This is a genomic window from Cryobacterium aureum, from assembly GCF_002954245.1.
Lineage (GTDB): Bacteria > Actinomycetota > Actinomycetes > Actinomycetales > Microbacteriaceae > Cryobacterium > Cryobacterium aureum.
Genome location: NZ_PPTG01000048.1, coordinates 665,053 through 689,872 on the forward strand (window position 1 = coordinate 665,053; position 24,820 = coordinate 689,872).

General features: G+C 63.7%; 20 protein-coding genes and 3 pseudogenes. 6 read left to right on the top strand and 17 right to left on the bottom strand.

Annotated elements, in window-relative coordinates:
- Positions 1–35 precede the first annotated feature (35 nt).
- From CJ028_RS19950 to CJ028_RS19990, 9 genes are all read right to left on the bottom strand, one after another.
- Positions 36–1,208 (bottom strand): serine hydrolase domain-containing protein, encoded by a 1,173-nt coding sequence (locus tag CJ028_RS19950; RefSeq protein ID WP_105036887.1) that lies wholly within the window; start codon positions 1,206–1,208, stop codon positions 36–38.
- Positions 1,205–1,819, bottom strand: a complete 615-nt coding sequence (locus CJ028_RS19955; protein ID WP_105036888.1) for an enolase-like domain-containing protein — start codon at positions 1,817–1,819, stop codon at positions 1,205–1,207. The genes CJ028_RS19950 and CJ028_RS19955 overlap by 4 nt, the downstream gene beginning before the upstream one ends.
- Positions 1,816–3,141 carry an MFS transporter gene (locus CJ028_RS19960; protein ID WP_105036889.1) on the bottom strand — a complete coding sequence of 442 codons (1,326 nt, stop codon included), beginning with the start codon at positions 3,139–3,141 and terminating at the stop codon, positions 1,816–1,818. The genes CJ028_RS19955 and CJ028_RS19960 overlap by 4 nt, the downstream gene beginning before the upstream one ends.
- Positions 3,138–3,758 (bottom strand): GNAT family N-acetyltransferase, encoded by a 621-nt coding sequence (locus CJ028_RS19965; protein ID WP_105036890.1) that lies wholly within the window; start codon positions 3,756–3,758, stop codon positions 3,138–3,140. The genes CJ028_RS19960 and CJ028_RS19965 overlap by 4 nt, the downstream gene beginning before the upstream one ends.
- Before the next feature lie 7 nt (positions 3,759–3,765).
- Positions 3,766–4,938: an anhydro-N-acetylmuramic acid kinase gene (locus tag CJ028_RS19970; protein WP_105036891.1), complete on the bottom strand. Its 1,173-nt coding sequence runs from the start codon at positions 4,936–4,938 to the stop codon at positions 3,766–3,768.
- Complete coding sequence (gene murQ, locus CJ028_RS19975; protein WP_105036892.1) at positions 4,935–5,885, bottom strand: N-acetylmuramic acid 6-phosphate etherase; 951 nt, start codon at positions 5,883–5,885, stop codon at positions 4,935–4,937. Before murQ ends, CJ028_RS19970 begins: the two co-directional genes overlap by 4 nt.
- Entirely contained in the window at positions 5,882–6,775 is an 894-nt protein-coding gene (locus tag CJ028_RS19980) for an ABC transporter permease (protein ID WP_105036893.1), read from the bottom strand. Before CJ028_RS19980 ends, murQ begins: the two co-directional genes overlap by 4 nt.
- On the bottom strand, positions 6,772–7,743 hold the full coding sequence (locus tag CJ028_RS19985) for an ABC transporter permease (protein ID WP_105036894.1): 972 nt from the start codon (positions 7,741–7,743) through the stop codon (positions 6,772–6,774). Before CJ028_RS19985 ends, CJ028_RS19980 begins: the two co-directional genes overlap by 4 nt.
- 68 nt (positions 7,744–7,811) lie before the next feature.
- A complete protein-coding gene (locus CJ028_RS19990) occupies positions 7,812–9,365 on the bottom strand; it encodes an ABC transporter substrate-binding protein (RefSeq protein ID WP_105036895.1) in 1,554 nt (517 codons plus the stop codon).
- Positions 9,366–9,577: 212 nt separating this feature from the next.
- On the opposite strand from CJ028_RS19990, the gene CJ028_RS19995 reads away from it, so the two are divergent.
- From CJ028_RS19995 to CJ028_RS20005, 3 genes are all read left to right on the top strand, one after another.
- On the top strand, positions 9,578–10,477 hold the full coding sequence (locus CJ028_RS19995; protein ID WP_240607443.1) for a MurR/RpiR family transcriptional regulator: 900 nt from the start codon (positions 9,578–9,580) through the stop codon (positions 10,475–10,477).
- Complete coding sequence (locus tag CJ028_RS20000; RefSeq protein WP_105036896.1) at positions 10,478–13,312, top strand: FAD-binding and (Fe-S)-binding domain-containing protein; 2,835 nt, start codon at positions 10,478–10,480, stop codon at positions 13,310–13,312.
- Between the two features lie 315 nt (positions 13,313–13,627).
- Positions 13,628–14,050, top strand: a complete 423-nt coding sequence (locus CJ028_RS20005; protein ID WP_105036897.1) for a Fic family protein — start codon at positions 13,628–13,630, stop codon at positions 14,048–14,050.
- Between the two features lie 172 nt (positions 14,051–14,222).
- On the opposite strand, the gene CJ028_RS20010 is transcribed toward CJ028_RS20005, so the two are convergent.
- Positions 14,223–14,684: an SRPBCC domain-containing protein gene (locus CJ028_RS20010; RefSeq protein ID WP_161499033.1), complete on the bottom strand. Its 462-nt coding sequence runs from the start codon at positions 14,682–14,684 to the stop codon at positions 14,223–14,225.
- Positions 14,685–16,364: 1,680 nt separating this feature from the next.
- Here CJ028_RS20010 and CJ028_RS21590 point away from each other — a divergent pair.
- The 3 genes and pseudogenes from CJ028_RS21590 to CJ028_RS21595 all read left to right on the top strand — a co-directional run.
- A pseudogene (locus CJ028_RS21590) lies at positions 16,365–16,666 on the top strand (DUF6112 family protein).
- 508 nt (positions 16,667–17,174) lie between these two features.
- Entirely contained in the window at positions 17,175–18,548 is a 1,374-nt protein-coding gene (locus CJ028_RS20020; RefSeq protein WP_105036899.1) for a hypothetical protein, read from the top strand.
- 408 nt (positions 18,549–18,956) lie between these two features.
- Positions 18,957–19,127 (top strand): annotated as a pseudogene (locus CJ028_RS21595) (PrgI family protein); the annotation flags it as partial.
- A gap of 6 nt (positions 19,128–19,133) precedes the next feature.
- On the opposite strand, the gene CJ028_RS20025 reads toward CJ028_RS21595, so the two are convergent.
- The 7 genes and pseudogenes from CJ028_RS20025 to CJ028_RS22025 form a co-directional block, all read right to left on the bottom strand.
- Complete coding sequence (locus CJ028_RS20025) at positions 19,134–19,820, bottom strand: cation efflux transmembrane domain-containing protein (protein WP_105036900.1); 687 nt, start codon at positions 19,818–19,820, stop codon at positions 19,134–19,136.
- The gene (gene cmtR, locus CJ028_RS20030) at positions 19,817–20,170 is read right to left on the bottom strand and encodes a Cd(II)/Pb(II)-sensing metalloregulatory transcriptional regulator CmtR (RefSeq protein WP_105036901.1); all 354 of its coding nucleotides are present in this window, start codon (positions 20,168–20,170) and stop codon (positions 19,817–19,819) included. Before cmtR ends, CJ028_RS20025 begins: the two co-directional genes overlap by 4 nt.
- A 229-nt stretch (positions 20,171–20,399) precedes the next feature.
- Positions 20,400–21,212, bottom strand: a complete 813-nt coding sequence (locus tag CJ028_RS21600) for a VOC family protein (RefSeq protein ID WP_240607444.1) — start codon at positions 21,210–21,212, stop codon at positions 20,400–20,402.
- A 73-nt stretch (positions 21,213–21,285) separates the two neighbouring features.
- The gene (locus CJ028_RS20040; protein WP_240607446.1) at positions 21,286–21,756 is read right to left on the bottom strand and encodes a luciferase domain-containing protein; all 471 of its coding nucleotides are present in this window, start codon (positions 21,754–21,756) and stop codon (positions 21,286–21,288) included.
- Positions 21,757–21,865: 109 nt separating this feature from the next.
- Positions 21,866–22,783, bottom strand: coding sequence for an SCO6745 family protein (locus CJ028_RS20045; RefSeq protein ID WP_205684103.1), 918 nt, complete (start codon positions 22,781–22,783; stop codon positions 21,866–21,868).
- 188 nt (positions 22,784–22,971) lie between these two features.
- Positions 22,972–23,469: a hypothetical protein gene (locus CJ028_RS21605; RefSeq protein WP_240607448.1), complete on the bottom strand. Its 498-nt coding sequence runs from the start codon at positions 23,467–23,469 to the stop codon at positions 22,972–22,974.
- A 78-nt stretch (positions 23,470–23,547) separates the two neighbouring features.
- Positions 23,548–23,802, bottom strand: a pseudogene (locus tag CJ028_RS22025) (type IV toxin-antitoxin system AbiEi family antitoxin domain-containing protein); the annotation flags it as partial.
- Positions 23,803–24,820: the final 1,018 nt, after the last annotated feature.

The window sequence follows — 24,820 nt, forward strand, 5'->3', positions numbered from 1 at the left end:
CGGTGTGGGGCGAGCGGATGCCGCCTGCGCGTAGGTTACGTTCTCGCCGCGCTGTGTGTCGAGCCGAGGGTCTCGTCGAGCACTGCGGTTGCGGCCCCGCGCAGCCGCTCCCACAAGCTATCGGTCGGAATCGGGATGCCGGGGGTGACCAGGCGGTTGCTCGCGAGACCAAGCGACACTCCGTGGCCCGGGACGAAGCCGACGACGCAGCCGACGAACCCAGGATGCCAGAGCAGATCGAGCTGTCGACCCCCGACCTTGAGCTGGGAACGGCGGAATCCCAATGCCTGTTCGGCATCAGGTCCAGCGGCGAAAAATTCTTCCGCCACCTCCGGACGCCAAAGTTGCTCATGATCGCCGTAGTGTGCGAACGCGTCGGCGAAGGTCATCAGGTCGGGCAGCGTCGAGAACAAGCCGGCGTGCCCCGACACCCCGTCGAAGACGTGGAAAGCGTTACCGTCGTTGACCACACCGCGCAGGGGCGTGCGTCGCCAGCCGCTGAAGTCGCCGCTCTTGTAGGGCACCGGATAGGGCGTTCCAGTATCGACCATGACGAATTCCGCCTGGTCACCGAGCGAGCTCGTAGCGACGTCGTCGGAAAGGGACCGAGCGAACTGGGTGGAGCGGAGACCGAGTGGACCCGTGACCAACGCGCCGATCGCGTCCGGCAGTGGCAGACCGGTCACCGACCCGATGATGCGTCCGAGCTGGATAAAGCCGAAGTCTGAGTAGTGACGTGCGGTTCCGGGCGCATAGCGCAGCGGATGCCGGTCGACGAATTCGAATCCCGCGTCAACGGTGTCGGCGGCGAGATAGAGCGGCTGCCATTCCCAGAGACCGGCCCGGTGTTGCAGCAGCTGGCGCACCGTGATCTCGTTTTTCCGGCCGTCGCAGAACCGTGGCAGGTACCGGTGCGCCGGGTCATCGAGTTTGAGCAGCCGATCTGACACCAGCCGGAGCAGGGCGGTGGTCGTCGCCACAACCTTGGTGACCGACGCGAGGTCGTGCTGAGTGTCAAGACCCAGGGGCGCGGTATCCGTCTGGCTAGTGGGCAGCGCGCGGAAACCGGCGTGCGCCGTCTGGTCAAAGCCGGGCGCGCGCACGGCCAAGGCCACACCAGCCGGCGGGGTGCTGCCGGCGGGAAGACCGGCGGGAATGGTGTGGATCAGTTGCCGGGCGGCCTGGTCGAGAATCGTCGAGAGCGTCATCGCCCACTCTCCGTTTTCGAGGGGCCAGCGATGCCGTTGATTCTGAGGCCAAAATCCGAGTCCGGAAGCACCATGTCACCGCGGTAGCTCACGCCGCCGCACACCGGAGAGGAGTGTTGCCAGCGCCCCGCGTCGAGGTTCTGCGCGCGCTGACGATCCGCTGGCGAGAGCATGCTGACGAAGGCTGCCGCGGCGATGACGGGCTGTTTGACGAACTCCAGGCCGAGGCTGGCGTCTTCCCAGCCCCTGATGATGTCGACGGCCCGCTCGGCAGCCGGGTCGTAGAGCGCGCTGTCGACCCCGGCACGTGCGGCATCGTTATGCAGGATGCTGCCGGCCAGCTCAGCGCTCACCGCGGCGAGCTGCTCTAGAGTGCGGCCCTGCACTGCGGCTGAGAGCGGACCGGCCACGGGAGCGGCGATGCTCGCCGGGCTCTCGCCTGCCACCCGCCAGCTAGCGGCGGCTTCACCCCACCCGCTGCGTCCGTCGGAATCGACGGCCTCAACGAGCACGGCCTGAATCGCTTCTTCCCGGCGGATCGCCGTAACAAACGGGCGCACCAGCGGAACATCGACGGTATGCACGGTCGATTGTTCAACGTGGGACCTCATCGTTCTCCCCCGATCGATAAGCCGAGCGAGGCCTCGGCGAATGTCTCGGAGGATGAGGAGGAGGCGATGACGAAGCCGCTGGTCCTAGCCGTCCCAGCGGCCGCCCCGACAGCGGGCACCGTCACGGTAGGCGTCGCCCGCCAGGCCAACGAAGCGACGAAGAGCACGAACAGCGCCACAGCCGACATGGCCGCCGTGGTCGTCGCTGCGCCCTGACCAGACGACAACGTGACCGACGCTGCGATGAACGGGATCGTCGCTCCCCCGGCCGCGCCGAGCGCGACGAATGCCGAGGACGCGTGCACGGCGTTCCGCTCCGGCGTGCGTTCGACCGCGGTACCGATGAGGAGTCCGTAACACGACCCCGAGGCGAATACCGCGAGTCCCAGGCCGAGTAGAGCGATGAGGGGATACGGTCCCTGCAGCAGAGCCGCCCCGCAGAGGGCCAGGGCGATCAGCGCGGTAGAGCCGAGCGCGACGCGTCCCGGGAACACCCTGCCGGTCACCGCGACGCCCGACATCCGACCGAGGCTCATCAGCAACCAGAATGCGCTGGTGCCGAGGGGTGCCACAGCCGCGGATGCCCCGAGGTTGTGTTCCAAGGTCGACGCCGACCACCCCGAGATCACCGATTCGGTGCCCACGTAGCAGAACAGGGCAGCGGCGAGAAACGAGAGTTGCGCAGTGTGCGCCGAACCGCCCGGGCGGGCGGCGCCGGCAGCAGCGCCAGAGGTCTTGGTGGCACCGTCGCCCGGTGTCCGGCGCGGCACCGATGGAATCCTCCGGAGGCTTGCGACGACACCAAGCTGCACGACCGCGATCAGCAGCGGAATCGGACGCGCCCAGCCCAGCATCGCCGAAGCGAGAACCGCGAGCGGCGTGACGGTGGCAACGATGCTGATTATCAGGGTGAGTTTGGTCAGGGCGCGCGGTATTCCGTCGGAACGAATGACCCGCACGGCAGCGGTGCCGGCTGCCTCGACAATGCCGAAGCCGAAGCCAGCTAGGGCGGCGCCGACTACGAACCAGAGCGGCGCGGGGGCGCAGGCAGTCACAGCTAGGCCGAGGGCCTGAGCCGCGGCTCCGGCCCGCAACAGAGAAGTCAACGAAAACAGCGCGGAGGCGAACGAGGTGGACAACACACCGACCAGCAGCCCGGTGAACAGCGCCGGAATTGCTGGGAGCAGGACAGCAGACTGCACCTCGAGGTCGGCGGCGAAAGCCGGGATGATCGCGGGAATCACCGCGGCGGTACCGCCGAGCGCGGCGAATGCGAAAGCGAGGGAGCACACCGAACGCGTGCCGGTCTGGCTGCCGCTCACGAGGCGCTTCCAGATATTACGGTCGCGGTGAGCTGGCGGGCCAGGCCCAGTTCCGGCTCGCCGAATTCGGCTTGCACTCGGGTCTCTCCGGTGGGCGTCCAGTTCTGACGCTGGTAGAAGGCAAGCGAGGGTGCGTTGTCCCTGAAGACCCACAATCCGGCGGTCGTCATGCCGGCTTCGACCAGGGCATCGCCAGCCGCGCGCAGCAGGTGGGAGCCGATGCCGGTGCCTTGAGCAAGCGGCGAGACATAGAGGGAGTGAACCGCGCCCTGGCCGTCAAGACCTGCAACGAAGCGCGTGACGCCAATAATTTGAGGCGCCCCTGCACCCAGTGCAGCGGTCGCTCCCGACGTATCGGAGACGCCCGGCACCACACCCGCATCAGATTCAGCGGCCGCATCCGCCATCGCATCGGCATCCCGCTCGGCAACGAGTACCTCGCCTGGCGCCGCCTCGGCGAGCACCCGCGACCAGAGGGCGTGGGCCTGCGCATCGGTCATCGCGTCGATCAGGTGTGCTGGCAGAACCGCCCGGTAGCTTCCGCGCCAGCAGTCAAGAAAGACCGTCACGATGCCGTCAATGTCCCCCGCGGTTGCTGGGCGATAGGCGATGGACATGCCCGGCTCAGCGCTTCGTGTGCAGGGTGAGCGAGCGGAGCGGTTCGGTCAGCGGAGCTGGCAGCACCAGCGGGCCGTTGCCCGGTGTGATCGTGCCGAGCATGCGCGCTCCGCGCGCCCCGGTTCCAGCCGGGTTGGTGCCGGGGAGGCCGTGGGCCGTGCACCAACCGATGAGCGCGAACGCGATGGCTTCCTTCTCGTCGGCCGGTGCACCAAACTCATCGGATAGCACTACATTGACACCGGGCAGGGCGGCGCGCAGGCCGTCCAGAATCACCGAGTTGTGGCATCCTCCACCCGAGACCACGAGCAGGTCGATTTCGGCGCCGCGCACGTCGCGGGCCACGGTCTGCACCGTCAGCTCGGTCAGCGTGGCTACCAAATCGACGTCGCTTACGGTGCGTTCGGAGCGGAGAATCGCATCGCTGACATAGCTGCCGTGGAAGTGCTCTTTTCCGGTGCTCTTCGGAGCGGGCAGCACGTAGTAGGCATCACCGAGCAGCAGATCGAGCAGAACCGCATCAATCGAACCGGATGCAGCGATCCGGCCGTCCTCGTCGTAGCCGAGTGTGTTCAAGGTGCGTTCGGTGATCGTCGCGTCGATGAGCGCATTGGCCGGACCGATGTCGTAGGCGTAGAGTGCACCGTCGGTGGGGACCACCGTCATGTTCGAGATGCCGCCGAGGTTCAGTGCTGCGGGGGTTCCGGGCGATCCGGCGAGCAGCAGCGCATCCAGGAAGGAGACGAGCGGGGCGCCGTGCCCGCCCGCGGTAATGTCCCGAATGCGCACATCTGAGACGACGGGGGTGCCGGTTTTCTCGGCGATCCAAGCGGGCTGGCCAATCTGCAGAGTGCCGAGTGCGTGGCCGCCGTCCACCCAGTGGAAGGCGGTCTGACCGTGCGAGACGATCAGGTCGACGCTGCCGTCGGCCGCGATTGCCGCAGCCGCGACGTCTGCGAAGGCCTGCCCGATCAGGGTGTCGAGCTCGCAGACCTCGGCGAGGGTCGTCGCGGCGGGCGGAAGCGCCGCGATCAGCCGGGCACGCAGCTCGGGTTCATAGGGCGTGCCGCTGCGGTGTAGTACGGCCCCGGTCAGAACGCCGTCGGCGAAGTTGAAGTCGACGACTGCCGCATCGATTCCATCGTGTGACGTGCCAGAGATCATGCCGAGAATCTTCATTGTTCCTCCAGAGCTGCGCGTAGGTTTCCGTTGACGGTGCTCAGGCGAGCGCCGGCTTCCTCGGGGCTGCAACCGGTGCGGAGCAGCACAATCGCCAGCTTGACGTTGTTGCCGCTGGTCGCGAGTGCGGCCTCTGCCCGGTCACGACTGACGCCGGCGATGGTGCGCACAATGCCGAGGGCGCGCGCTCGCAGTTTCACGTTGGTCGGTTTCACGTCGACCATCAGGTTGCCGTAGGTCTTGCCAAGCTGCACCATCACGATGGTCGAGAACATATTGAGCACGAGTTTCTGCGCCGTGCCGGCCTTCAACCGGGTGGATCCGCTAAGTATCTCCGCCCCGACCAGAACCTCGATGCCAAATTCGGCCGCCTCGCTGAGCACGGTTCCACGGTTGCAGGAAAGTCCAATGCTGAGCGCGCCGAGTTCCCGCGCACGGGCGACGGCAGCGACCACATAGGGGGTTCGGCCGCTGGATGCAATGCCGATCACGGTATCGAGAGAGGTCACGCCCGCCGCATCGATGGCGGATGCGCCGGCTGCGGGGTCATCCTCGGCTCCCTCGCAAGGTGACACGATTGCTTTCAAGCCTCCGGCGATGATCGCAAAGACCTGCTCCGGCGGTGTGCTGAAGGTGGGCGGGCATTCCGACGCATCGAGCACGCCGATCCGCCCGGGCGTTCCCGCCCCGACATAGATCAGGCGGCCGCCGGCCTTCATCCGAAGAGCGGTAGCTTCAATCGCCGGCACAATGCTCGGCAGGGCCAGCGCCACCGCTGTGGGAACCGTGGCGTCGGCGTCGTTCATCAGCGCGGCCAAGTTGCCCACCGACATCCGATCGATCTCGGCGAAGCGCGGGTCTGCTTCTTCGGTGGTCAGCCCAACGAGTGAGATCGTCGCGGCGTCGGGAGCTGCTGTTTCGGTCGGGCTGAGGTCGTGCCGGGTCATCGTTTGCCTTTGTTTCGGGGATCAAGTGTGTCGCGCAGGCCATCGCCGAGCAGGTTGAGACCGACTACGAGAAGAACGACGATCACGCCGGGCGCGATCATGGTCCAGGGGGCGATGTAGACCAGGGTGCGTGCTTCGAAGATCATCGAGCCGAGCGACGGGGTGGGCGGCGGTGCTCCCAGGCCGAGGAAGCTCAGCGAGGCTTCGGTGAGCACCGCCCACGACAGCGACAAAGTGACTTGAATGATGATGATCGAGGTAATATTCGGCAGCACGTGCCTCATCATCACCGCGATGCGGCTGGCGCCAGTGCTCGTGGCGGCCTTCACGTACTCGATCTCCCGGAGCGAGAGCACGGGACCGCGGGTGACGCGGATGAAAATCGGCACGTAGACAATGGCGATCGCGACAGCGATGGTGAACCAGTTGCGGTCGAACACGGATACCAGGGCGAGGGCGAGCAGCAACGGTGGGAACGCGAAGAGTACGTTGGTAACTCCGCCAATGGCGGCATCGGGGATGCCGCGGAAGAAGCCCGCGATAAGGCCGCCCATCGTGCCGATCACAGTGGCGAAGGTCACGGCGACAACGGCGATCAGGGCGGAGTTCGCCACCCCGGCGGAAACGCGGGAGAACACGTCGCGGCCGAACTGGTCGGTCCCGAACAAGTGCGTAAACGACGGGGCAAGGAGCCGCGACGGCGGATCCTGAGCGATCGGTTCATAGGGCAGCAGGGAAAAGTACGAAGCGAACGTCAGGAGCACGAGCAGGCTGACGATGATTGCACCACTCAGACCGCTGGGGCTCCGCAGTAGTGCATGGAGGCGACCGGCTGCGACGCTGCCGGTGCGGCGCGTGGGGCCGACGGGCGCCGGGGCGAGATCGGTCATGAAGCGCGCACCCGGGGATCGATGAGGCGATAAGTCAGGTCAGTGAGTAGATTCACGATCACGAACGTGAGCGCGATCACCAGCACGGTGCTCTGCACGAGCGCGTACTCCTTCTGTTGAATCCCGAGCAGAACCTGCCGGCCGATGCCCGGCAGTGAGAAGATCTGCTCGACGACGACGGCGCCGCCGAGAAGGTATCCGAACTGCAGACCGGTCATCGTGACGATCGGTACGAGAGCGTTGCCGAGCACATGCTTCAGCTGCAAGCGGCGGGGCGGAACACCCTTGGCGCGTGCCGTGCGAATGAAGTCGTTGGAGCGCACTTCAAGCACCGCGGTGCGTGTGGTGCGCATGATCGGGGCCGCGATTCCGAAGCCGAGGACCAAAGACGGGAGAAGCATCTGCTGCAGGTTAAGCAGCGGGTCGCTGAACAGCGGGGCAAAGGCTTGCCCGTTCGGATTGAAACCGAGAGAGGAGGCAAGCCCTGAGAGTAACGCAGTGGCGAGCAGAAAGGCGGGGATTGACAGGCCGGCGAGGCCGACGATCTGGCCGAGGGCGTCACGCGGGGAGTCTGGCTTCGAGGCCGACAGCATCCCGAGCGGGATCCCGATCAGCAGCGCGAGAATGATCGAGAAGATCGCAAGTTCGAAGGTGACCGGCAGGGCTGCGACGGTGAGGTCGAGAACACTCTGCTGAGCGCGCGAGGAAAACCCGAGATTTCCGGTGAACAGGTTCCCCAGCCACGAGAAGAATTGCACGACCAGGGGCTGGTCGAGACCGTAATACTGCTCGAGAGCTAGTTTCTGCGCCGGGGTGAGCGCAGCGGCTTCGGTGCCGAGACCCGCGGTGATCTGGTTACCGGGAATGGCCCGCAGCATGATGAAGACAAATATCGCGACACCGAAGAGGGTGAGCGCTGCGGCGCCAATTCGATGCACGACGCTGTTGTGGGAGAAAGTTTTGAGCATGTCCTTCGGGCATTCCCAATTGCATGGCGGGTACCGACGTTGTCAGTCGGCACCCGCCCCGGCAATCGTTAGTTGACGGTTGTGGTGCGCAAGTACTGGAGCGAACCATTGGCCATGGGCACGAAGCCCTGCACCGCAGAGTCGGTCGCTGTGTAGCTGTAGCTGGTGAACAGCCACACCCAGGCGGCGTTGTCTTCAAGCTCGGCCGAGACCTTCTCGTAGATGGCGGCGCGGTCCTTCGGGTCGCTCGAGGCACGGCCCTCGGCGAACAGCGCGTCCAGTTCCGGCGAGCTGTAGCCGGCGACCTTGTTCAGGTTGCCGGTGCTGGTGAAGTAACGGCCGTACATGCCGTCGGGGTCCGGGCGTCCACCGTTCAGAGCGACGGCGGCGTCGAAGTCGCCGGCGATCCAACGGTCGACGTAGGCACCGGATTCGAGGGTCTCGACATCGAGGGTGATTTTCGCCTCGGCCAGTTGCGCCTTGAGGTTCTGAGATTCGTTCACCGAGGTCGCGTACTCGCCCTGCGACACGATCGTCTTGATGGTGACGCCGTCAGCCTTGCCGGCCTTGGCCAGGTAAGCGGCAGCCTTCTTGAGGTCACGCTCTGGACACGGGCGTGCGTCCGTGTCGGACTTGTAGGCCGGTGAGGTGATCGGGCCGGTGACTTCACCTTCGCCGAGCGCAGCGGTGTCGAGCACTTCCTGGCGGTCGATGGCGCAGGAAATCGCGAGGCGCACGTTGACGTCGGTGAGATCGCCGCGCGTCGCGTTCAGCTGCAGTGCGTGGTAACTGAGCTGCGGTGTCTTGGCGATCGTGATTGTGCCGCTTTCAGCGGTCTGAGCGACCAACGGGTCGTCGAAGACAGCCATCTGCACGTTGCCGGATTGCATGGCCGACACGATCGACGACTCGTCGGGGATGACGCGGAACTCGACGCTCTTTAGCGTCGGCTCGTCGCCCCAATACGCGGTGTTCTTCACTAGGGTGATCGACTGGTTCGCCGCGCGGGTGTCGAAGGAGTAGGCGCCGGTGCCGTTGGGCGTCGTGTTCAGCGCTTCTTCGGTGTCATCGGAGGAGAGCATCGCCATGTTGATCACGGCGAGGCTAGCCGGCAGTGCGGCATCCGGGGCTGACAGGGTCAGCAACACGGTGTTCTCATCGCTGGCCTCGATGGCCGTGACGGAGGCGAGCGCGCTGCGTGACACCGCGGCGGTCGCCTGTTCCTGGATCTTCGTCAGCGAGCTGACGGCGTCTTCTGAACCGAACGTGCTGCCGTCGGCGAAGGTGACTCCTTCACGCAATTTCAGGGTGACGGTCAAGCCGTCTTCGGATGCATCCCACGACTCGGCGAGGCCCGGAACGACGTTCAGGTCCCCATCGAACTCGGTCAGGGTGCCGTACACGTTCTGCAGAACGTTGACCGCCTGGAACTGGGTGGCTTTCCAAGGAAAGAGGGTGTCGGGGTCTGACGTGACTCCAACGACCAACGAACCGCCGGACTTGGCACTTTCAGCGGGTGCTGGCGTGCCGGGGCTTGAACAGCCCGATACTGCAAGTGAAACGATCGCGGCGATACCGAGTGCCGAGACTGCCCCACGAGTAAAACGGAAACCGTGCGACAAGGGTTACTCCTCAGGTGTGTTGTGATGCTCCATTGCATGAGGCCGCCGACTCGCGGTCACACTGAAAGCGTCTGTGATCCAGGTTGGAATAAAAGTACACCACATTTACAACATGCGTACTTTCTTTTCTCGTATTGTTGTCGGTATGCAGTGAGGACCCCACGACAGAGGTACCGCACCGTGGCCGTTTCACCGTTCGAAAGGGACAGAACGTGACCGATGACATCCTCGAACGACCGGACTCCCGGACCGTTCTGGTGCGCATGCGTGCCGCCATGCCCTCGCTTCGCCCCACCGAACGGCGGATCGCTGAACTCTTTCTGGCACACCCGGCGGATGCCGTGAACCTGTCCATCGCCGAGCTTGCGGTCCGCTGCGACACGTCCACGACCTCGGTCGTGCGGTTCTACAAACGCATCGGATACGAACATTACAAAGATCTGCGCATCGACCTCACTCGGGAGACGACGCGGGAAGACCTGCAGAACTCCAACTTCTCCTCGGTGTCCGGCGACATCAACCGGGAGGATAGCCTCGCCGACATCGTGGCGAAAGTGGCCCTCAATGAAACGCTGTCGATCGCCGACACCGCCAAAGTGCTCGACACGCTGGTGCTCGGCCGAGCCGTTGATCTGGTGAAGTCAGCCAGACGCATCGACAGTTTCGGCGTGGGGGCAAGCTCGTTCGTGGGTCTGGACCTGCAGCAGAAACTTACGCGAATCGGCCGCACCGCCCTCAACTGGCCAGACCCCCACTCTGCCTGGACCTCGGCGGCCACACTCGACGCATCCTGTGTCGCCATCGCAGTCTCGCACACCGGTTCGACGATCGATACCGTGGAGTTTCTGAAGCTCGCGCGTGCTGCAGGTGCTGCGACGATCGCCATCACCAACTTCGGGGAATCGCCCCTGGCCAACGCGGCCGACATCGTGCTGACCACCGCCGCACGGGAAACCCGGTTCCGTTCCGGGGCGCTCGGCAGCAGAATCGCGCAGCTCATGGTTATCGATTGCCTCTTCACCGCGGTAGCACAGGCCTCATTCGACGAATCGATGACTGCGGTCCGCACCACATATGAGGCAGTGCACAGCCGTAGCCTGAAAGGATCTTGAATGAACGCCGCATCGATACCCGTTTCTGCACCCGCATCAGCACCGAACACCTCGATTGCCTCGAGCAACCGCTCGATTGATCGACTGAAATACGCGCACGACGCGTCGCACTACCTGCTCGTTCCAACCAGTGTCGCCACACCGACTTCCGCGGCCGAGGTGGCCGAGTTGTATCGGGAGAGCCAGCGCCGCGGCATCCCTTTGACCTTTCGCTCCGGCGGAACCAGCCTGAGCGGGCAGGGCGTGACCGACGGCATCCTCGTCGATACACGGGCCAATTTCCGTTCCATCGAGGTACTGGATGCCGGCGCGCGGGTGCGTGTGCAGCCCGGTGTCACAGTGCGTCAGGTGAACGCGCGCCTCACCCGCTTCGGTCGCAAACTCGGACCCGACCCGGCGAGTGAGATTGCCTGCACAATCGGCGGGGTCGTCGCCAACAACTCGAGCGGAATGGCCTGCGGCACCGCACAAAACAGCTACCAGACTGTCGAATCGATGGTAGTTGTGCTGCCGAGCGGCACTATCGTCGACACCGGGGCCAGCGACGCCGACGACCGCCTGCGCCACCTCGAACCGGCCCTCTACCGCGGGCTGACCCGGCTGCGGGATCGAGTCCGCGGGAAAGCGGCGTCCGTGTCGGTGATCCAAGCACAGTTCTCGATGAAGAACACTATGGGCTACGGGCTCAATTCGTTTCTCGACTACGAGTGCCCGGTTGATATCCTCGCCCACCTGATGATCGGCAGCGAGGGAACCCTGGGCTTCATCGCCGAGGTCACCTTCCACACCGTTCCCGCGCTCCCCCATGCGCTGACCGGACTGGCGCTCTTTCCCAGCCTAAGTGCGGCGACCTCGGCGCTTCCGTCGCTGGTCGCAGTCGGGCTCGGCACGATCGAACTCATGGATGCGACCTCGCTACGGGTCGCCCAGACCCAGCCAGACAGTACGCCGGAGCTTCAGGCGCTCAGCGTCAACGGGCACGCCGCCCTACTGCTCGAGTACCTGGCCGCGAGCCCTGACCAGCTGTCCAAGCAGCGGGATGCCGGCGCTGCCACCCTAGCGGCACTCGACCTGATTGCTCCGCTGTCGTTGACTGGGAACGCCCGCGAACGGGCGAACCTCTGGCACATCCGCAAGGGCTTGTACACGACCGTCGCCGGCGCTCGCCCGTCAGGAACGACGGCCCTGCTTGAAGACATCGTGGTTCCGGTTCCGGCGCTACTCGGCACCTGCGAAAGCCTGATCGACCTCTTCGACGCCTACGACTATGAAGAAAGCGTAATCTTCGGTCATGCCAAGGATGGCAACATCCACTTCATGCTCAACGAGCATTTCGACGACCAGACCTCCCTCGCCCGCTACGCGCGGTTCACTGAGGAGATGGTCTGCCTCGTTCTCGGTAACAACGGTTCACTCAAGGCCGAGCACGGCACCGGGCGCATCATGGCCCCGTTCGTGCAGCGCCAATACGGCGACGAACTTTATACCGTGATGCGCGAGCTCAAGGCCCTGTTCGACCCGACCGGTCTACTGAACCCCGGCGTGATCCTCTCGGACAACCCTCAGTCCTACATGGCAAACCTCAAGCTCGCCCCTGTGGTGGAGGGAGAGGTAGACCGCTGTGTCGAGTGCGGCTACTGCGAACCGGCCTGCCCGTCCAAGGACCTGACCATGACGCCCCGGCAGCGCATTGTGATTCGCCGGGAGATGAAGTCCGCAGAGGCCCGTGGCGATGAGACGCTGCTGGCTGAGCTGCGCCGCGACTACAACTACGACGGTGTCGAGACCTGCGCAGTCGATGGGATGTGCCAGGTCGCCTGCCCAGTCAACATCAACACCGGCGATCTCGTTCGCCGCTTACGCGCTGAGAACACCAGCGCGCTCGAGCAATCGGTCTGGCTCGGGGCGGCGAAGAATTGGGGCGCGGTCACCGCGCTCGGCGGTCTGGCGCTGAGCGTGGCTGACCGGGTACCGGCACCGTTGGTTACTGCCGCCACTCGGGTCGGCCGGGCGCTGCTTGGCGCCGACACGGTGCCGCTTTACGATAAGGATCTGCCGCGCGGCGGTTCGCGACGCCGGACTCTGCCGGCGCGCGAACCGGAGGGCGAGCCGGTCGCCGTGTACTTCGCCGCCTGCATCGGTGCGATGTTCGGCCCCGCGGCCGACGGTATCGGAGTGACCGATGCCTTTCGGGAGCTGTGCGCGCGGGCCGGCGTGAGCCTGACGGTTCCCACAGGCATTGATTCGCTCTGCTGCGGCACGCCGTGGAAGTCGAAGGGAAATACGCGCGGCTACAACCGGATGACCGACTCCGTGCTTCCGGCGCTGCTAGCCGCGAGTCGCGGCGGTGAGCTGCCGATCGTGTGCGACGCGGCTTCCTGCACCGAGGGGTTGGAGACTATGCAGAAAAACGCTATCGCCGCCGGTGGAGACTATGCGGTGCTGCGATTCGTCGACGCTGTCGAGTTCATTCACGAGAACGTGATCGAGCTTCTCCCGGTCACGATGCCAGTGTCGTCGATCGCCCTGCATCACACCTGCTCGTCGACACAACTCGGCATCAACACGATAATGACCGAACTAGCGGAACTAATCAGCCCCGATGTGCACGTTCCGGTGGACTGGAGTTGCTGCGGCTTCGCCGGAGACCGCGGGCTACTGCATCCGGAGCTCACCGCCTCGGCGACCGCACGGGAGTCGGCGGAGATCGCCGAGCTCAGCTTTGCCTCGTATGCGTCGGCCAATCGCACCTGTGAGGTCGGGATGAGCCGGGCGACCGGGCAGAATTACCGGCACCTGCTGGAGCTCGTCGAGGAGGCAACAAGGCCGTTCTAGCTTGCGCCCTCGTGGTTCGTTCAACGCAGTGCACAATGGCGATCGAAGGCCGGACGCCCCGCGTCGCACCCACACCGTCGGATCGTGCGCCGAAGAGTTTGACTCTCGTAGCGTCGATCAAGGCTCGCCGCAACGACTGAGATGGCAGCACCCTCTCCCTGTTCTGGGACCCCGTTGAACCTGACGACCAAATCGCCTTCGTGGCGGGAGTTTGCTTGCACACCATGGACGAGGTCTATTTGGTGGAGGCAGTCGCGATCGCCGCAGGGTCCGAGGACTTCTTGTTAGGCATCGCCAAATGATGAGGTTGGACAGGTGGACCTCACCCGAGCGGGGACCCTAGAAGATATCCACGCAGCATGCTTCGGCACGATCTGGCAATGGTCGGGAAATCTGAGACAACGCGAACTCAGCATCGGGGTCGAGCCAGCGTCGCGACGGCAACGCCTCCCCGAAGGACTGGGCACCCTTGCCTGGCAGATCGAGAACGGGGCGGCAGCACCCGAGTGGATTGCATTGAACACGCACCACCGTCTGGTCCACCGTCATCCGTTCACGGACGGCAACGGGCGCGTCACTCGGCTATTCGCCGACGCGCTCTTGTTCGCACTCACCGATGGCACCCGGGTATTCGACTGGATTGAAGACGTACCCATCTATCTCGAAGCCCTGCGCGCCGCGGACTCAACTATGAGCCCGGAAGCACTCCTCGCCGTCATCGGCGTCCGAGAGGTCTAGACGAAATCCGGATGCACAAGCTGGCCAAAGCGGGTCATTAGAACTCACGGGCGGCGCAATCCCTGGGCAGATTTTGGGCGCTTTCACGCAGATCTTCTGCGGTCCGCCAAACAGTCCTCTAACGGCCGAGCAACGTGGCCAACTCGTCGAGCGACTCCCCCGTAATCGTTTACTACTCAGTGACACCCTCGAATAGGATCGCGAGCTCGTCGAGTTCGACGTCCCAGCCCTCTCGGTTCTGCTCAAGACGTTCGCGCCGGTAGCGGGTGCCGCCGGGGAGTGTTTCGAAACCCGATTCGCACACCGTGACATCCGTCCCGGTACCAGCATCGGCGAGGGTGAAGCGCACGTGAGTCGAGTACTCGTCGAGCTGTTCGGCGGGGATTCCCGACCAACGGAAGCCGAACGAGCCGTCGGGCACGACCTCGGTGATTTCGATCGGAAAGCTGCCGTAGTCATCCCAGTCGATGCTGCCGGTAGCACCGGGCTCGAGCGCGGCGAACCCCACACCGTCGCCAAACCACTTGACCATCACCTCGGGGTCGGTCAGCGCCTTCCAGACGTGCGCGCGCGAGGCCTCGATGTGCACGGTGCGGGTCACGGTGTGCCCCTTGATTCTTGCGTGATCAGACACGGTGTTTCCTTCACGTTCCAGCCGAGCGCGACGGGACATTGCCCGCCGAGCGGCACGTCAACAAGTTCTGCAAACGCACTTCATCGAGCCTACCCATGATTGCGTATCTGTTCACGGCCGGGAGAGCGCCGTGAACGCGAGGGCAACGCATCAGAGGTCGGTACTTGGGAGCCCAGAGCGCAGGCACCCCCCACTTCAGCCCACGCCGCGTATTGATGTCGTCGATAACAATGGCGGTCGGCATGAACCGGCGCAAGAAGAAATAGCTGCGGACCGTGGCTGCCGGAATGAATCCAAACATGGCGTGGCCTTGCAGATGTTCGGCAACAAGAACCTGAAGGGACTAAGAGTCATACCGTCGCAACGGGCGAAGGCGCGTAATAGAGGTTGCCTTCCCATACTTTAGAACTGGATATCTGCTGGGGGAAAGTAGCTGGCCACAATTCAGAGCGGATGCTCCCCCTTGCTTCCCGGCACCTGCTCGCGCGCATCCGATCGCGCCCTCCGCCGCGGACATACTCTGGGCGCGGAAGCGGAGCGTTCGAACGGGCCGGCGCCGATGAAGGCGGATGTTTCGGATTGATCAGCTCCTGGTAGAGCTTCTCTGTGGCCGAGCGAACCCGGTGGGTGACATCGGTTTGTTTCAGTCGGCCTAGCAGGTCCACAGGTCCAACTGGTCAAGAGCCATCGTGTGTGGTGATCTCTCGTGAGAATTCTAGATAGTTCTCACTGACCATCGTACGATGGCTCCTCACGTCATCGGGATGACGGGAAAAACCGGAAACTACACCACTCAGCGGGACGTGACCCTGCGGACAGGCGCTACTGTCTTGCCATGGGACTTGCAGAGGATGCCGCAGCACATAAAGCACAGCGTGGTGTCGACAAAGCGCGAAAGTCGGCCGACCAGGGCAAGACCTCTCTGGCCGCCGAGGCGCTATTGAAAGAGTTCGCGACGGAGATGCGTCACCGATCCATCCCCACGACAGCAATCTACGAGACTAGGATTCGTGACCTGCTCTTCCACAACGGATCCGGCCCTACCCGAACGCTTTGGGCTGGCGCTGAAATTGGGCGTGGTTGGTTGCTAGATTCGAGTGCTGACGCCGATGCCTGGACTGGGACACATTACGTCTTGTTTGATGACGGGCGATTTGCTCTCCGGTCGATGTACCGAAGGAAGATTCTATTCGGAATCGAAGGCGGCCCACTGGTACCGTGCGTCGAGAAAAGTATGGCCGATATTCGATCAACAGTTAATTTGGGAAGGCTCCGAGAGGGCATTGTGAACATCCTGTCGAGAACTTCGTAGCGTCGGCGTTTGTGCCGTTCTGGCAGGTCTCTGGCACCCGGATTCGGGAACCGCATCCGGCCTGGGAAGTGAAGCGGATCGAGTCGAGGTCGCCCTGGCGCCGTCCGAGGGAGGCTGTCTTCTAACGAGAACACCAACGGCCTACTACGCCAGTACTTTCCCAAAGACACCAACCTCGCCTCGGGGTCGGCGGCATCGAATGCGGCATGTTCGCTGTAGCTGATTCCCGGACGTACTGTCGTCGCGTCGGCCCAAATGGGCTCGAGATCATGGACGAGCATGCGGGTCTGTCGGTCGCGTGATCGCGCCTGGAGGGTGCGGGCGGCGGGTTGGCTGGCGAACCCGAGGCAGAGGAACAGGAAGGTCCAATGATCGATATCAACCTGAACGGCACGGGACTTCCCGGCAGTGGGCTGATGCGCATCATCGTCGGGGCGGTCACGAGACCATCGGCCTCATGCTCAGCGTTCTCGCCCTTATCGTCGCGGCGACCGTCTAGGGATTCGGCGCCAAGTCGTCCACCCCGCACCTCGTCTCCCGCGGCAAGACAGGCGTCAGGGTGGCTGGCGGCGCCGCGATCATCTGCGGAGTGGCCGTCACACTCGTCAACTTCTTCTGGAACGTCGGCCAGTCCCTCGGACCCTGCGAATCCAAACGGAGCAATCGATGAGCGTGTTCGATGTGCCGGTCGCAACGAATGTCTGCACCGACGTCGGCCACATCTCTGCCCCGGTCGTCGCCGCCCCGTTTATGGGCCTCCACGATTCACGACCGTCGAATTCATCTGAGCAGGAATCCTTTAGCGGCCGGCAGGAGACGCCGAGCAACCGTCTGCTCCTGGCACCGTCTGCGTTAAGGCGCCGCTTGCACGCGGATCCCCGTCACCTCTGGGGCGTCGCCCCCGAAGCCGCGATCAGGGCCGTGAGGCAGCCGGGCCGGGGTCAGCCGGGTTGCTATCGCCTGTGCGGAGAAGATTCATTCGGATGTGCCGACATGGTGCTGGTGCAAAACGACCGCCTGCCGGAGCGCCGGCACCCCATTGAACGGGCATCGGGTTGCAGCTGTGGTTGGTGCTGTGGGGCCTCGCGGGTGCGATCAGATGGGGAACTTGGCCGGCGAGAAGGTGCCCTGCAGGGGCCTTAAGGTGAGAGAGAACCATACAAGCGACAGGAGTAGCGATGAGCAGCGAGATCGAACTGGTGAGTGACGGGGACGGTCTCGTGGCCTTTGGCGCTTCAGCCGATGTCGAGCGGTTTTTCCTTTCGACGGGGCTAGACCGGGCGCCGTCGCGGAAGCTTGATCTTCATCGGCTTTGGTCGTTCTCTGGCACCGGCGCGGCGGCCGCGCAAGTAGGCGCGGATCTCGCGGCGAACTCTGGTCGGTGGGTGAAGCTGACCGCCGAGTCGGCCGAGGCCATAAAGGAATTCGGATTGATGGCGACGAAAACCCCCGGGGTCAGCCACGCGATGATTGGTAATCCCGGCGATATCAAGAAGTGGCTTCAAATCTCAAACCCGACCGTATTGCTTAGTGGGCCGTTCGCTCTGACCGCCCTGTCCACGATGATGCAACAGCGCGCGATGCAGCAGCAGATGGATGAGATTGTTGAATACCTCCGGGAGCTCGACGAAAAGGTCGACGATATACTGCGAAGCCAGAAGGACGCAGTTCTAGCGGACATGATCGGCGTCGACCTGATCATCGAAGACGCCCTTACTGTGCGTAACCACGTCGGGCGAGTCTCCGAGGTCACCTGGTCGAAGGTGCAAGCCTGTGGCATGACGCTAGCGCGCACGCAGGGCTACTCGCTTCTTCAACTCGACAACATCGCCGAGAAGCTCGAGAAGAAAGCAGATCTCGGAGAAATCGCCCGGGCGACCAAAGAAGCCGAGCCAAGGGTGTTCGAATGGCTCAAGGTCCTGGCGCGGACGGTTCAACTTCAGGACGGGGTCTCAATACTCGAACTCGACCGAGTGCTCGACGCTGCGCCTTCTGATCTGGAGACTCACCGATTCGGACTGGCTCAAGCACGTCAGAATCGTGTCGACCTCATCGCGCGCACGACGGCACGCATTCTGGCCCAGATGCACGCGACTGTGCAGCGCGCGAACGCTAAAGTCATTCTCAACCCGTTCGACTCCCCGGCGGCGGTGAAATCGAGCAATCAAGTCGCGGTCGGCGTCCTTGAATTCCGTGGGCGGCTCGGGATCGCGTCGGGCCACGAGTCCGAGAACGCGAGACGATGGGGTCAGGCCGTCGCTGACGCGCGAGACAAAGCTTTTGCATCTGCATCGGGAGGGGTCAATGTTGCCGGGCGTATTGGGGCCGAAACCTTCTACCGGGCCACCGAATCTTTCCGCGCGATTGACATCGACGGCGACGGTATCCCTGATAAGCCGCGGGCAATCGCTGCTGCGGAGAATGCAAGTGCAGCCGTCAAGGGTGCTACTTCCGGGGTTACCGGCGCACTCGGGTCCATTTTGAATCGTAGGACAGATAAGAAGGCGTCCTCCGAACAATCAACTCTTGAGGCCGCCCCTGACAAGTCTTGATCTGCGCGCGTGTGCTTCTGTGACTCACCGCGCTCGGCACGACGGTACTTGATGGTCCATCGCATCCGGGCGTCAAATTCAGATGAACCCGTCTCCTGCGACGAACGAACGTCGACTGACGCCGCGCGCAGCCGCCCAGCCGTGAGCGTCCGCACGCCGAAGTCTGGTCGGCGGATCGTTCACACGGACTGGACGCTGCCGCGCCAACTTTTGACTGCGGCCCTTTCGGCGTCCCTGAGCCAGGGTGAAGCGAGGAGCGCGTCGAGGCCGAGGCCGAGGAACGCAGCGCGAAATGCACCTACGGTCGTCCAGACCGACACAGCGTCTCAATCTCCGGTTCCGCACTGTTTCGATTCGACGTGGCCGCCCGGAGGTCACCGAGTCGAACGGATCCGAGATAGTCGTCGACGATCCACCGGACTCATCTGCGTGACCGCGCCCACGGTGGACGAGCTCGATGCCGCGGTGGCGTTGATCGAGTAGGTCGCGATTCAGGCATCGTGCGAAATGCGCCGGCGCGTGGGGCAGCAGGCGCAGGCGTTTACGGCGGTGGCGTTGCCGTTGTGTCGGAGCGAGTGACTTGGTTCAGCAGCAGTCTTCGTGGTCGACGTCGCGTTCCCCGGTCAGAGCAGCCACGGGCACTTTGCAGGCGTCGCCGCGCCACGCCTCGAGGCCTTCCCTGACGGCGAAGACGACAATCACGAGGGCTGCGACCGAGTCGGCCCACGCCCAACCGAAAAGGGTATTCAGTAGCAGCCCAACTAGCAGGGCCGCAGAGAGGTAGGAGCAGATCAGGGTTTGTTTCGAGTCAGCGACCGCCGAGGCTGAGCCCAGCTCCCGGCCGGCGCGACGTTCGGCGAAGCTCAGAAAGGGCATCACCAGAAGGCTGACCGCGGCCAGCACGATGCCGACCGTGCTGTGCTCCGCTTCCCGAAGACCGAGCAGGGACAGCCCGGCATCGACGGTCACGTACGCTGCGAGAGCGAAGAACGCCCACGCGATGACTCGAAGCGCGGTCTTCTCCCGCTTCTCTGGGTCTGGGGCTGCGAACTGCCAGGCCACCGCGGCCGCGGAGAGAACCTCAACGATAGAGTCCAGGCCAAACCCGATGAGGGCCGCTGAGGACGCCACACTCCCGGCCGCGATCGCAATGATCGCTTCGATGACGTTGTAGGCAATGGTCGCCGCGACGATCCACCGAATCCGGCGACGGAGAACCTGCGTTCGGTCAGGCTGGATCGCAACCACTCGGGCGTGGGCGGGAAGGCTCATGCGTCAGTCCCGCAACAGAACGGCACGTCGCAGGTCTCATCGACGCAGCCGAGACCGTCGTCGACGGCGAGCACCACATCCATCAGGGCGAACAGCGCCTTTGTCACGTGAGGATCCGCGATCTCATACCGAGTCGAGCGCCCTTCCGGAACGGCGGCCACGATTCCGCAGCCTCGCAGGCAGGACAGGTGGTTGGACACGTTCGACCGCGACAGCTCCAGCTCGCGTGCCAACGCACCCGGATAGCCCGGCCCAGCGAGGAGGGAGAGCAGGATTCGAGATCTGGTAGAAACGGCCATCGCTCGGCCCAACCGGTTCATCACGTCCACTCGCGAAGCAATAGTCAGCATGCACTGACATTACAGCAGGGGCTGACCAATCACCACCGGCCGGTAAGGGTGGGTCCCGGGCTTATGCAGCGCTATTTCCTGGTGCTGATCATGCTCAATTGGATCGGCCCGCAGCCGGAGTGCGACCCACAGCCCGCAGCGACGGCAAATGTAGACGTTGTCGCTGAGGGCATGCACCCGGCGGCGCGAATAGATGCGACCGCAGCAGGAACAGGTGAGTTCTGAGGACTTATTCATGAGCATTGAGCGCTGCTTCAATTTGTTGCTGGGTGGGAGCTCCGGCCATGCCGTTCGGGGTGAGATAGATCCGGCAGGCGAGATCATTGGTGCGGCCGTCCGTGGGAAAGAGATCGACACCGTCAACGAGGATCGTCGGGGAACCAGCGAAGGGAAAACTTGCGGCTGTCTCGGCGGAATCGATCAGGGTGGATTTGATGAAGGTGTTCGCCAACATCGTGTTCTCGACCGCGCGCTGCAGGCGGAGAAGGGTTTCTCCGGAGTTCGGGCAGTCGGCAATGTGGAGCAGCTCGATTGTCGCCATGGATTTCCTTCTCTGCACAGGGCGACCGAGATCCGTATCGCCTCTCCGCCCAATTCTGTCACCGCACGCTGAGACCGTGTCGTGCCCAGCGCACCAAACACAGCCGGGCACACGGTCACGCTGTAAAAGACACCGATGTGACCGAGCGGATGCATACGGCCGCGCTGCCATGCCGACGACTTCAACCTTGAAACCCGCTTCGTTTTCAAGATACGCAGCGTAGTGGTCGGGACCGCCAGCGTAGGGATACCGATCCGAGTACAGCGCCTTCCAGCCGTGGGTCGGTGCCTGACCGACAATGCGGTCGATATCCGCCGAAATTCCTCCGTGAAGAGCAATGTGATTCATCCCGGAAAGTCGGCGCCAGTTCTCCGCGGCGACCTTGAGCGAAACGGGTTGGGAACACATCGTCACGACGACGGTGTTGAGGCCGGGCTCGCGCCCACGCGCAGCACCCGCGCGTGCGGCCGCCCAGCCGCGTGGCTTGACTTTGCTGATCAAGAGTTGGTCAGCCTCGTTCCAATCGTCTCGATGGCATCGAGGTCTCGCGTGCCTCGCATGTGACGCGGATCGTTTAGCGCGTTGGGATTGTGGCGTGGCGAGCGAAGGATACGCTCTCGACGATGAGGGCGAGAACGAAGTCCAGTTCTGCTTCGGTGCGCGGGCCGTAGATCATGAATTCGGTGCCGTAGTCCTCATACTGATGCGGTTCGGCCCATCCCAGTTCGGTGAGTTCCGTGCCGCGTTTCGCTGGCAGGCACAGGTGAACGCTCGTGTCATGCACGCCGTGGAGGTGAACCGGTTCAAGGCGCTTGCCCGGAGCCAGCGATGTTTCAGGCAAACGTGCCTCCGCTATGTCGACGAGGAAGACGGCGCGTGAAGACGATGGTGACACTTGGCTGTGGCCCTCGACAACGGAGTCCAGCCCGAAGGTTGCTGCCACGAGCCGACCCCACATGCCTGGACTGGACTGCTGGGACAGCTGTGTCTGCGGGCCTTCGGTCGAGACAACGGGGCGCTCACCCTTTCGCGCTGGTGTAGTCATAGGTCAAATGTATTCCGTCGCCGACGAGCACGATCCAGGCCCGCAAGGGGGACCTCCGACGTCGCCGTCTCAGTTGAATTGCTGAGCCGGGGTTGGCTCGCTCGAATTTTCATAGCGGAATCATTTCACTCGCCCGCGGCGAGGTCGGGACGGCGGACGCGTTCGGGTCGAGATCCGGATCCCACGGCCGGGGCATCCCGATCGGGTTCGGAAACGGGAATACCGTTTGGCACGCTCTCGCGATGGGCGCGAGCGTGCGGGCAATACCTGCGATCTCATCGTCATTCAATCCGCGCCACGGACCGACGGCCAGCTGGTTGGTCATATTCTCAGCGCAATCCACTGCCGCCCTGCCATTCTCGCTGATCTCGCCCTGGACGGTCAGCAGCCCCCGAGTCATGAGCTCTTCGACTTCGACCGCCCACTCTTCTTCTGTCCAGCCACGCGACTTCCGCACACTCATCGCGTCGAGGTCCACCGCGCTCCGCAACACGAGTGTGCTGATGCCCGCGATCCCTCCCTCGACCAGCGCCATCACATGACCGTCTCCGCGATGCTCGCGAAGAGTCGCCGCGGCCTGCCAGAGACGGCGATACGGATCCGACTCCACGGTCAGAGCCCTGTTCGCCGCCGCGAGTGGTCGACCTATGGTGTCGACACGAGCCGCTACCTGGGCAAGTACGTCAGCCGCTTCGGTGACAGATCCTTCGTCGGGCATGAGGTTTCGCAACGTCGCTGCGGCACCCCGCGACCGCGCGTCGAGGACCCGGTCTACCGTCACCGTCGACCACACAGCCGGTAGCACCCGCTCGACCAGGAACGGAGCGAACCCACTGAAGATCGCCACCACCGGGGCCGCGATCACAGCTCCGAGCGGGGCGGCGCGACCGGCGAAGTATCCGTCCCAGTAACGGGTCAATCCGATGTCCGCGAACGCCTCCCTCGCCTCCGGCGAGAAATACGTCACCGCGTGGATCGGCTCGAACAACGTCCACAGTGCCCGAACGTGATGCTCCAACTCGCTCATTCGTCTCCCTTGTCGCCGCGTCCTCCCGAGTCTATGGCGCGCGGCAACACCGACCATAAAGTGTCGCCCACCGCTGGCCTGTCGAAGACGTACAGTCGAAGACGTCATAATGGGTGATCACGTCGAGTACTTTATCCAGTTCGTCGTGGACGACGTTACTCGGCGGCGCGATGCCGAGGCGGCCATCTTTACGAACGGCACCCCGCATTAGGCTGGCGATATAGCTGGCGCAGGAGGTCCAGGGCTCGGTCCTGGACCAGTTGTTCCGTGGCCGCAGGAATGCCAGCCTCATCCAGAAGACGCCGAACGAACGCCTGATCTTCGCCGACCGGTGCGCCGTACCTGGCGGCGAAGGGTGCCAGCCTGCTGCCGAGCTCCTGTAGGTCGACCCCCGCCGAGAAGATCGCGTCTCGGGCCAGACCCGCGAGGTGTCCCCCGTCGAGGCCGGCCGCGACGAGGTCTGCGACGGTGCGGGCCAGCGTGGTGACGGGAAGTCCCAGCACTTGGGTCCAATCCGATTGCGGGATCACACCACGATGGATGCGCACATCCGCTTGTCGGCTTTGTTTGCGGCCCGCGAGGGTGAACTCGAGAACGTCGGCGTCTCGGTTCCCAATGCCGTGCAGCGCGGCGGCTGAAGCGTGCGAGACGCCCGCCGGGTCCGGCACCAGGAGTCGCTCGGACACTGAATGACGGGCGTCGAGGGAAAGCCAAGTTGCCTGTCGTGCGCGGTGCCGATCGAACGGCACCCCAGCGAACAGATACACGCCATGCTGCACGCGTGTCAGGGCGCCGTGCTCAGCAAGCCTGGCCAGCTGCGACGCCGTGACTCCCAGGCCGCGGGCCTGTGACGGCGTCAGAAAACCCCACTGCGAGGAGACAAGATCACGACAACCGGGATCAGATCGCGGGACGTACGCGAATGCCGCGTGTGCTGTCGGGCGACAGCTTTGCGGTATGTGCTTCGGGGGGCGGCGGTTGCTTCGGTAGAAAGTCTGACGAGCCGGTCTGGGAAGCAATCAAACCTCAAGATTGAGACGCGTCTGCAGAAGTGGAACGGCAATTCGTGGGCGTCGGTGACGAACAGCACCAACACGACGTCTCAAACTACTTTGAAGAGCGGGGTCACATACACCGGCGTTAGTGGGTTCATTCTCTGCCAAACCGGCACATTCCGTACTCAATCACGCGGCAGCGCGGCCCTTAACGGCGTCGCTCAGTCCTCGACCGAGTGGCAGACAACGGACACTAAGAAGGGTGTCAAGAACCCGTGCGTCACTCCTCTTCAGGTCATCTCCGTTCCGTAGTCCCGTCAAGGCACTCTGGAGGAGAGATCTTCCGTTCTCGCCTAGCGGCCCCCGTTGTGGTGGCGCACCAGTGGTTGTTCCGGCAATCATTGGCGCGCTCTACCTGGGGTCCGCTGTGTCGCTATGGATCCCCGTCGTCTGTCTAGTCTTGCTGAGCATCGTGGCGATCGCATACATTACCCGAGGCGACCGTTCGAGCGCACTCTTCGTTTTGCTCTGCATAGTGACGTTTCTGCCCGCCATCGCGGGCTGGTATGTGCTCGTCCCGGCACTAGGGAGCGTGCTCCTCTTGACGGCCAATCTGGCGCACCGCCGGTGGCGACGAATCTTCGTCCCGCACGCATCGTTGCTTGTGGTGGCGAGCGTTGTCGTCGTCTTGGCCGGGGTGGCTACGCTTCAGTGGGTCACTAGTTCACTGCGCGAGTCAAGTGGGTCATTCGAATGGAGGGTCCTTCCTGGCCAGGACTACGGATTCTTCGCCGTCACCATAATCGTGATTGTCGCTTCTATTGTTAACGCCACCTTCGAAGAACTGCTGTGGCGCAGTGATCTGAGCCGAGGCATATGGGGTGCCGCGGTCGCTGTTAAGCCGAATTCGGCTTAACAGCGATTATGCCGAGGATGACGTTAAGCCGAGGAACCGTGTCGATGCTGGTTGTTTGCGGGGAACGGCGTTTGTTTTGTCGGCTTAGCGTCGCCGTCGATCAGCGGAGTGTGTAGAGCATTTGCA

What these genes read in the sequence shown, in the direction of transcription:
- CJ028_RS19950 (WP_105036887.1), bottom strand. Translation starts at nt 1,208, where the DNA reads ATGACGCTCTCGACGATTCTCGACCAGGCCGCCCGGCAACTGATCCAC.
- CJ028_RS20040 (WP_240607446.1), bottom strand. Translation starts at nt 21,756, where the DNA reads ATGACTACACCAGCGCGAAAGGGTGAGCGCCCCGTTGTCTCGACCGAA.
- CJ028_RS19985 (WP_105036894.1), bottom strand. Translation starts at nt 7,743, where the DNA reads ATGCTCAAAACTTTCTCCCACAACAGCGTCGTGCATCGAATTGGCGCC.
- murQ (WP_105036892.1), bottom strand. Translation starts at nt 5,885, where the DNA reads ATGACCCGGCACGACCTCAGCCCGACCGAAACAGCAGCTCCCGACGCC.
- CJ028_RS20020 (WP_105036899.1), top strand. Translation starts at nt 17,175, where the DNA reads ATGAGCAGCGAGATCGAACTGGTGAGTGACGGGGACGGTCTCGTGGCC.
- CJ028_RS20000 (WP_105036896.1), top strand. Translation starts at nt 10,478, where the DNA reads ATGAACGCCGCATCGATACCCGTTTCTGCACCCGCATCAGCACCGAAC.
- CJ028_RS20045 (WP_205684103.1), bottom strand. Translation starts at nt 22,783, where the DNA reads ATGAGCGAGTTGGAGCATCACGTTCGGGCACTGTGGACGTTGTTCGAG.
- CJ028_RS19970 (WP_105036891.1), bottom strand. Translation starts at nt 4,938, where the DNA reads ATGAAGATTCTCGGCATGATCTCTGGCACGTCACACGATGGAATCGAT.
- CJ028_RS19955 (WP_105036888.1), bottom strand. Translation starts at nt 1,819, where the DNA reads ATGAGGTCCCACGTTGAACAATCGACCGTGCATACCGTCGATGTTCCG.
- CJ028_RS19980 (WP_105036893.1), bottom strand. Translation starts at nt 6,775, where the DNA reads ATGACCGATCTCGCCCCGGCGCCCGTCGGCCCCACGCGCCGCACCGGC.
- CJ028_RS19965 (WP_105036890.1), bottom strand. Translation starts at nt 3,758, where the DNA reads ATGTCCATCGCCTATCGCCCAGCAACCGCGGGGGACATTGACGGCATC.
- CJ028_RS20025 (WP_105036900.1), bottom strand. Translation starts at nt 19,820, where the DNA reads ATGAGCCTTCCCGCCCACGCCCGAGTGGTTGCGATCCAGCCTGACCGA.
- cmtR (WP_105036901.1), bottom strand. Translation starts at nt 20,170, where the DNA reads ATGCTGACTATTGCTTCGCGAGTGGACGTGATGAACCGGTTGGGCCGA.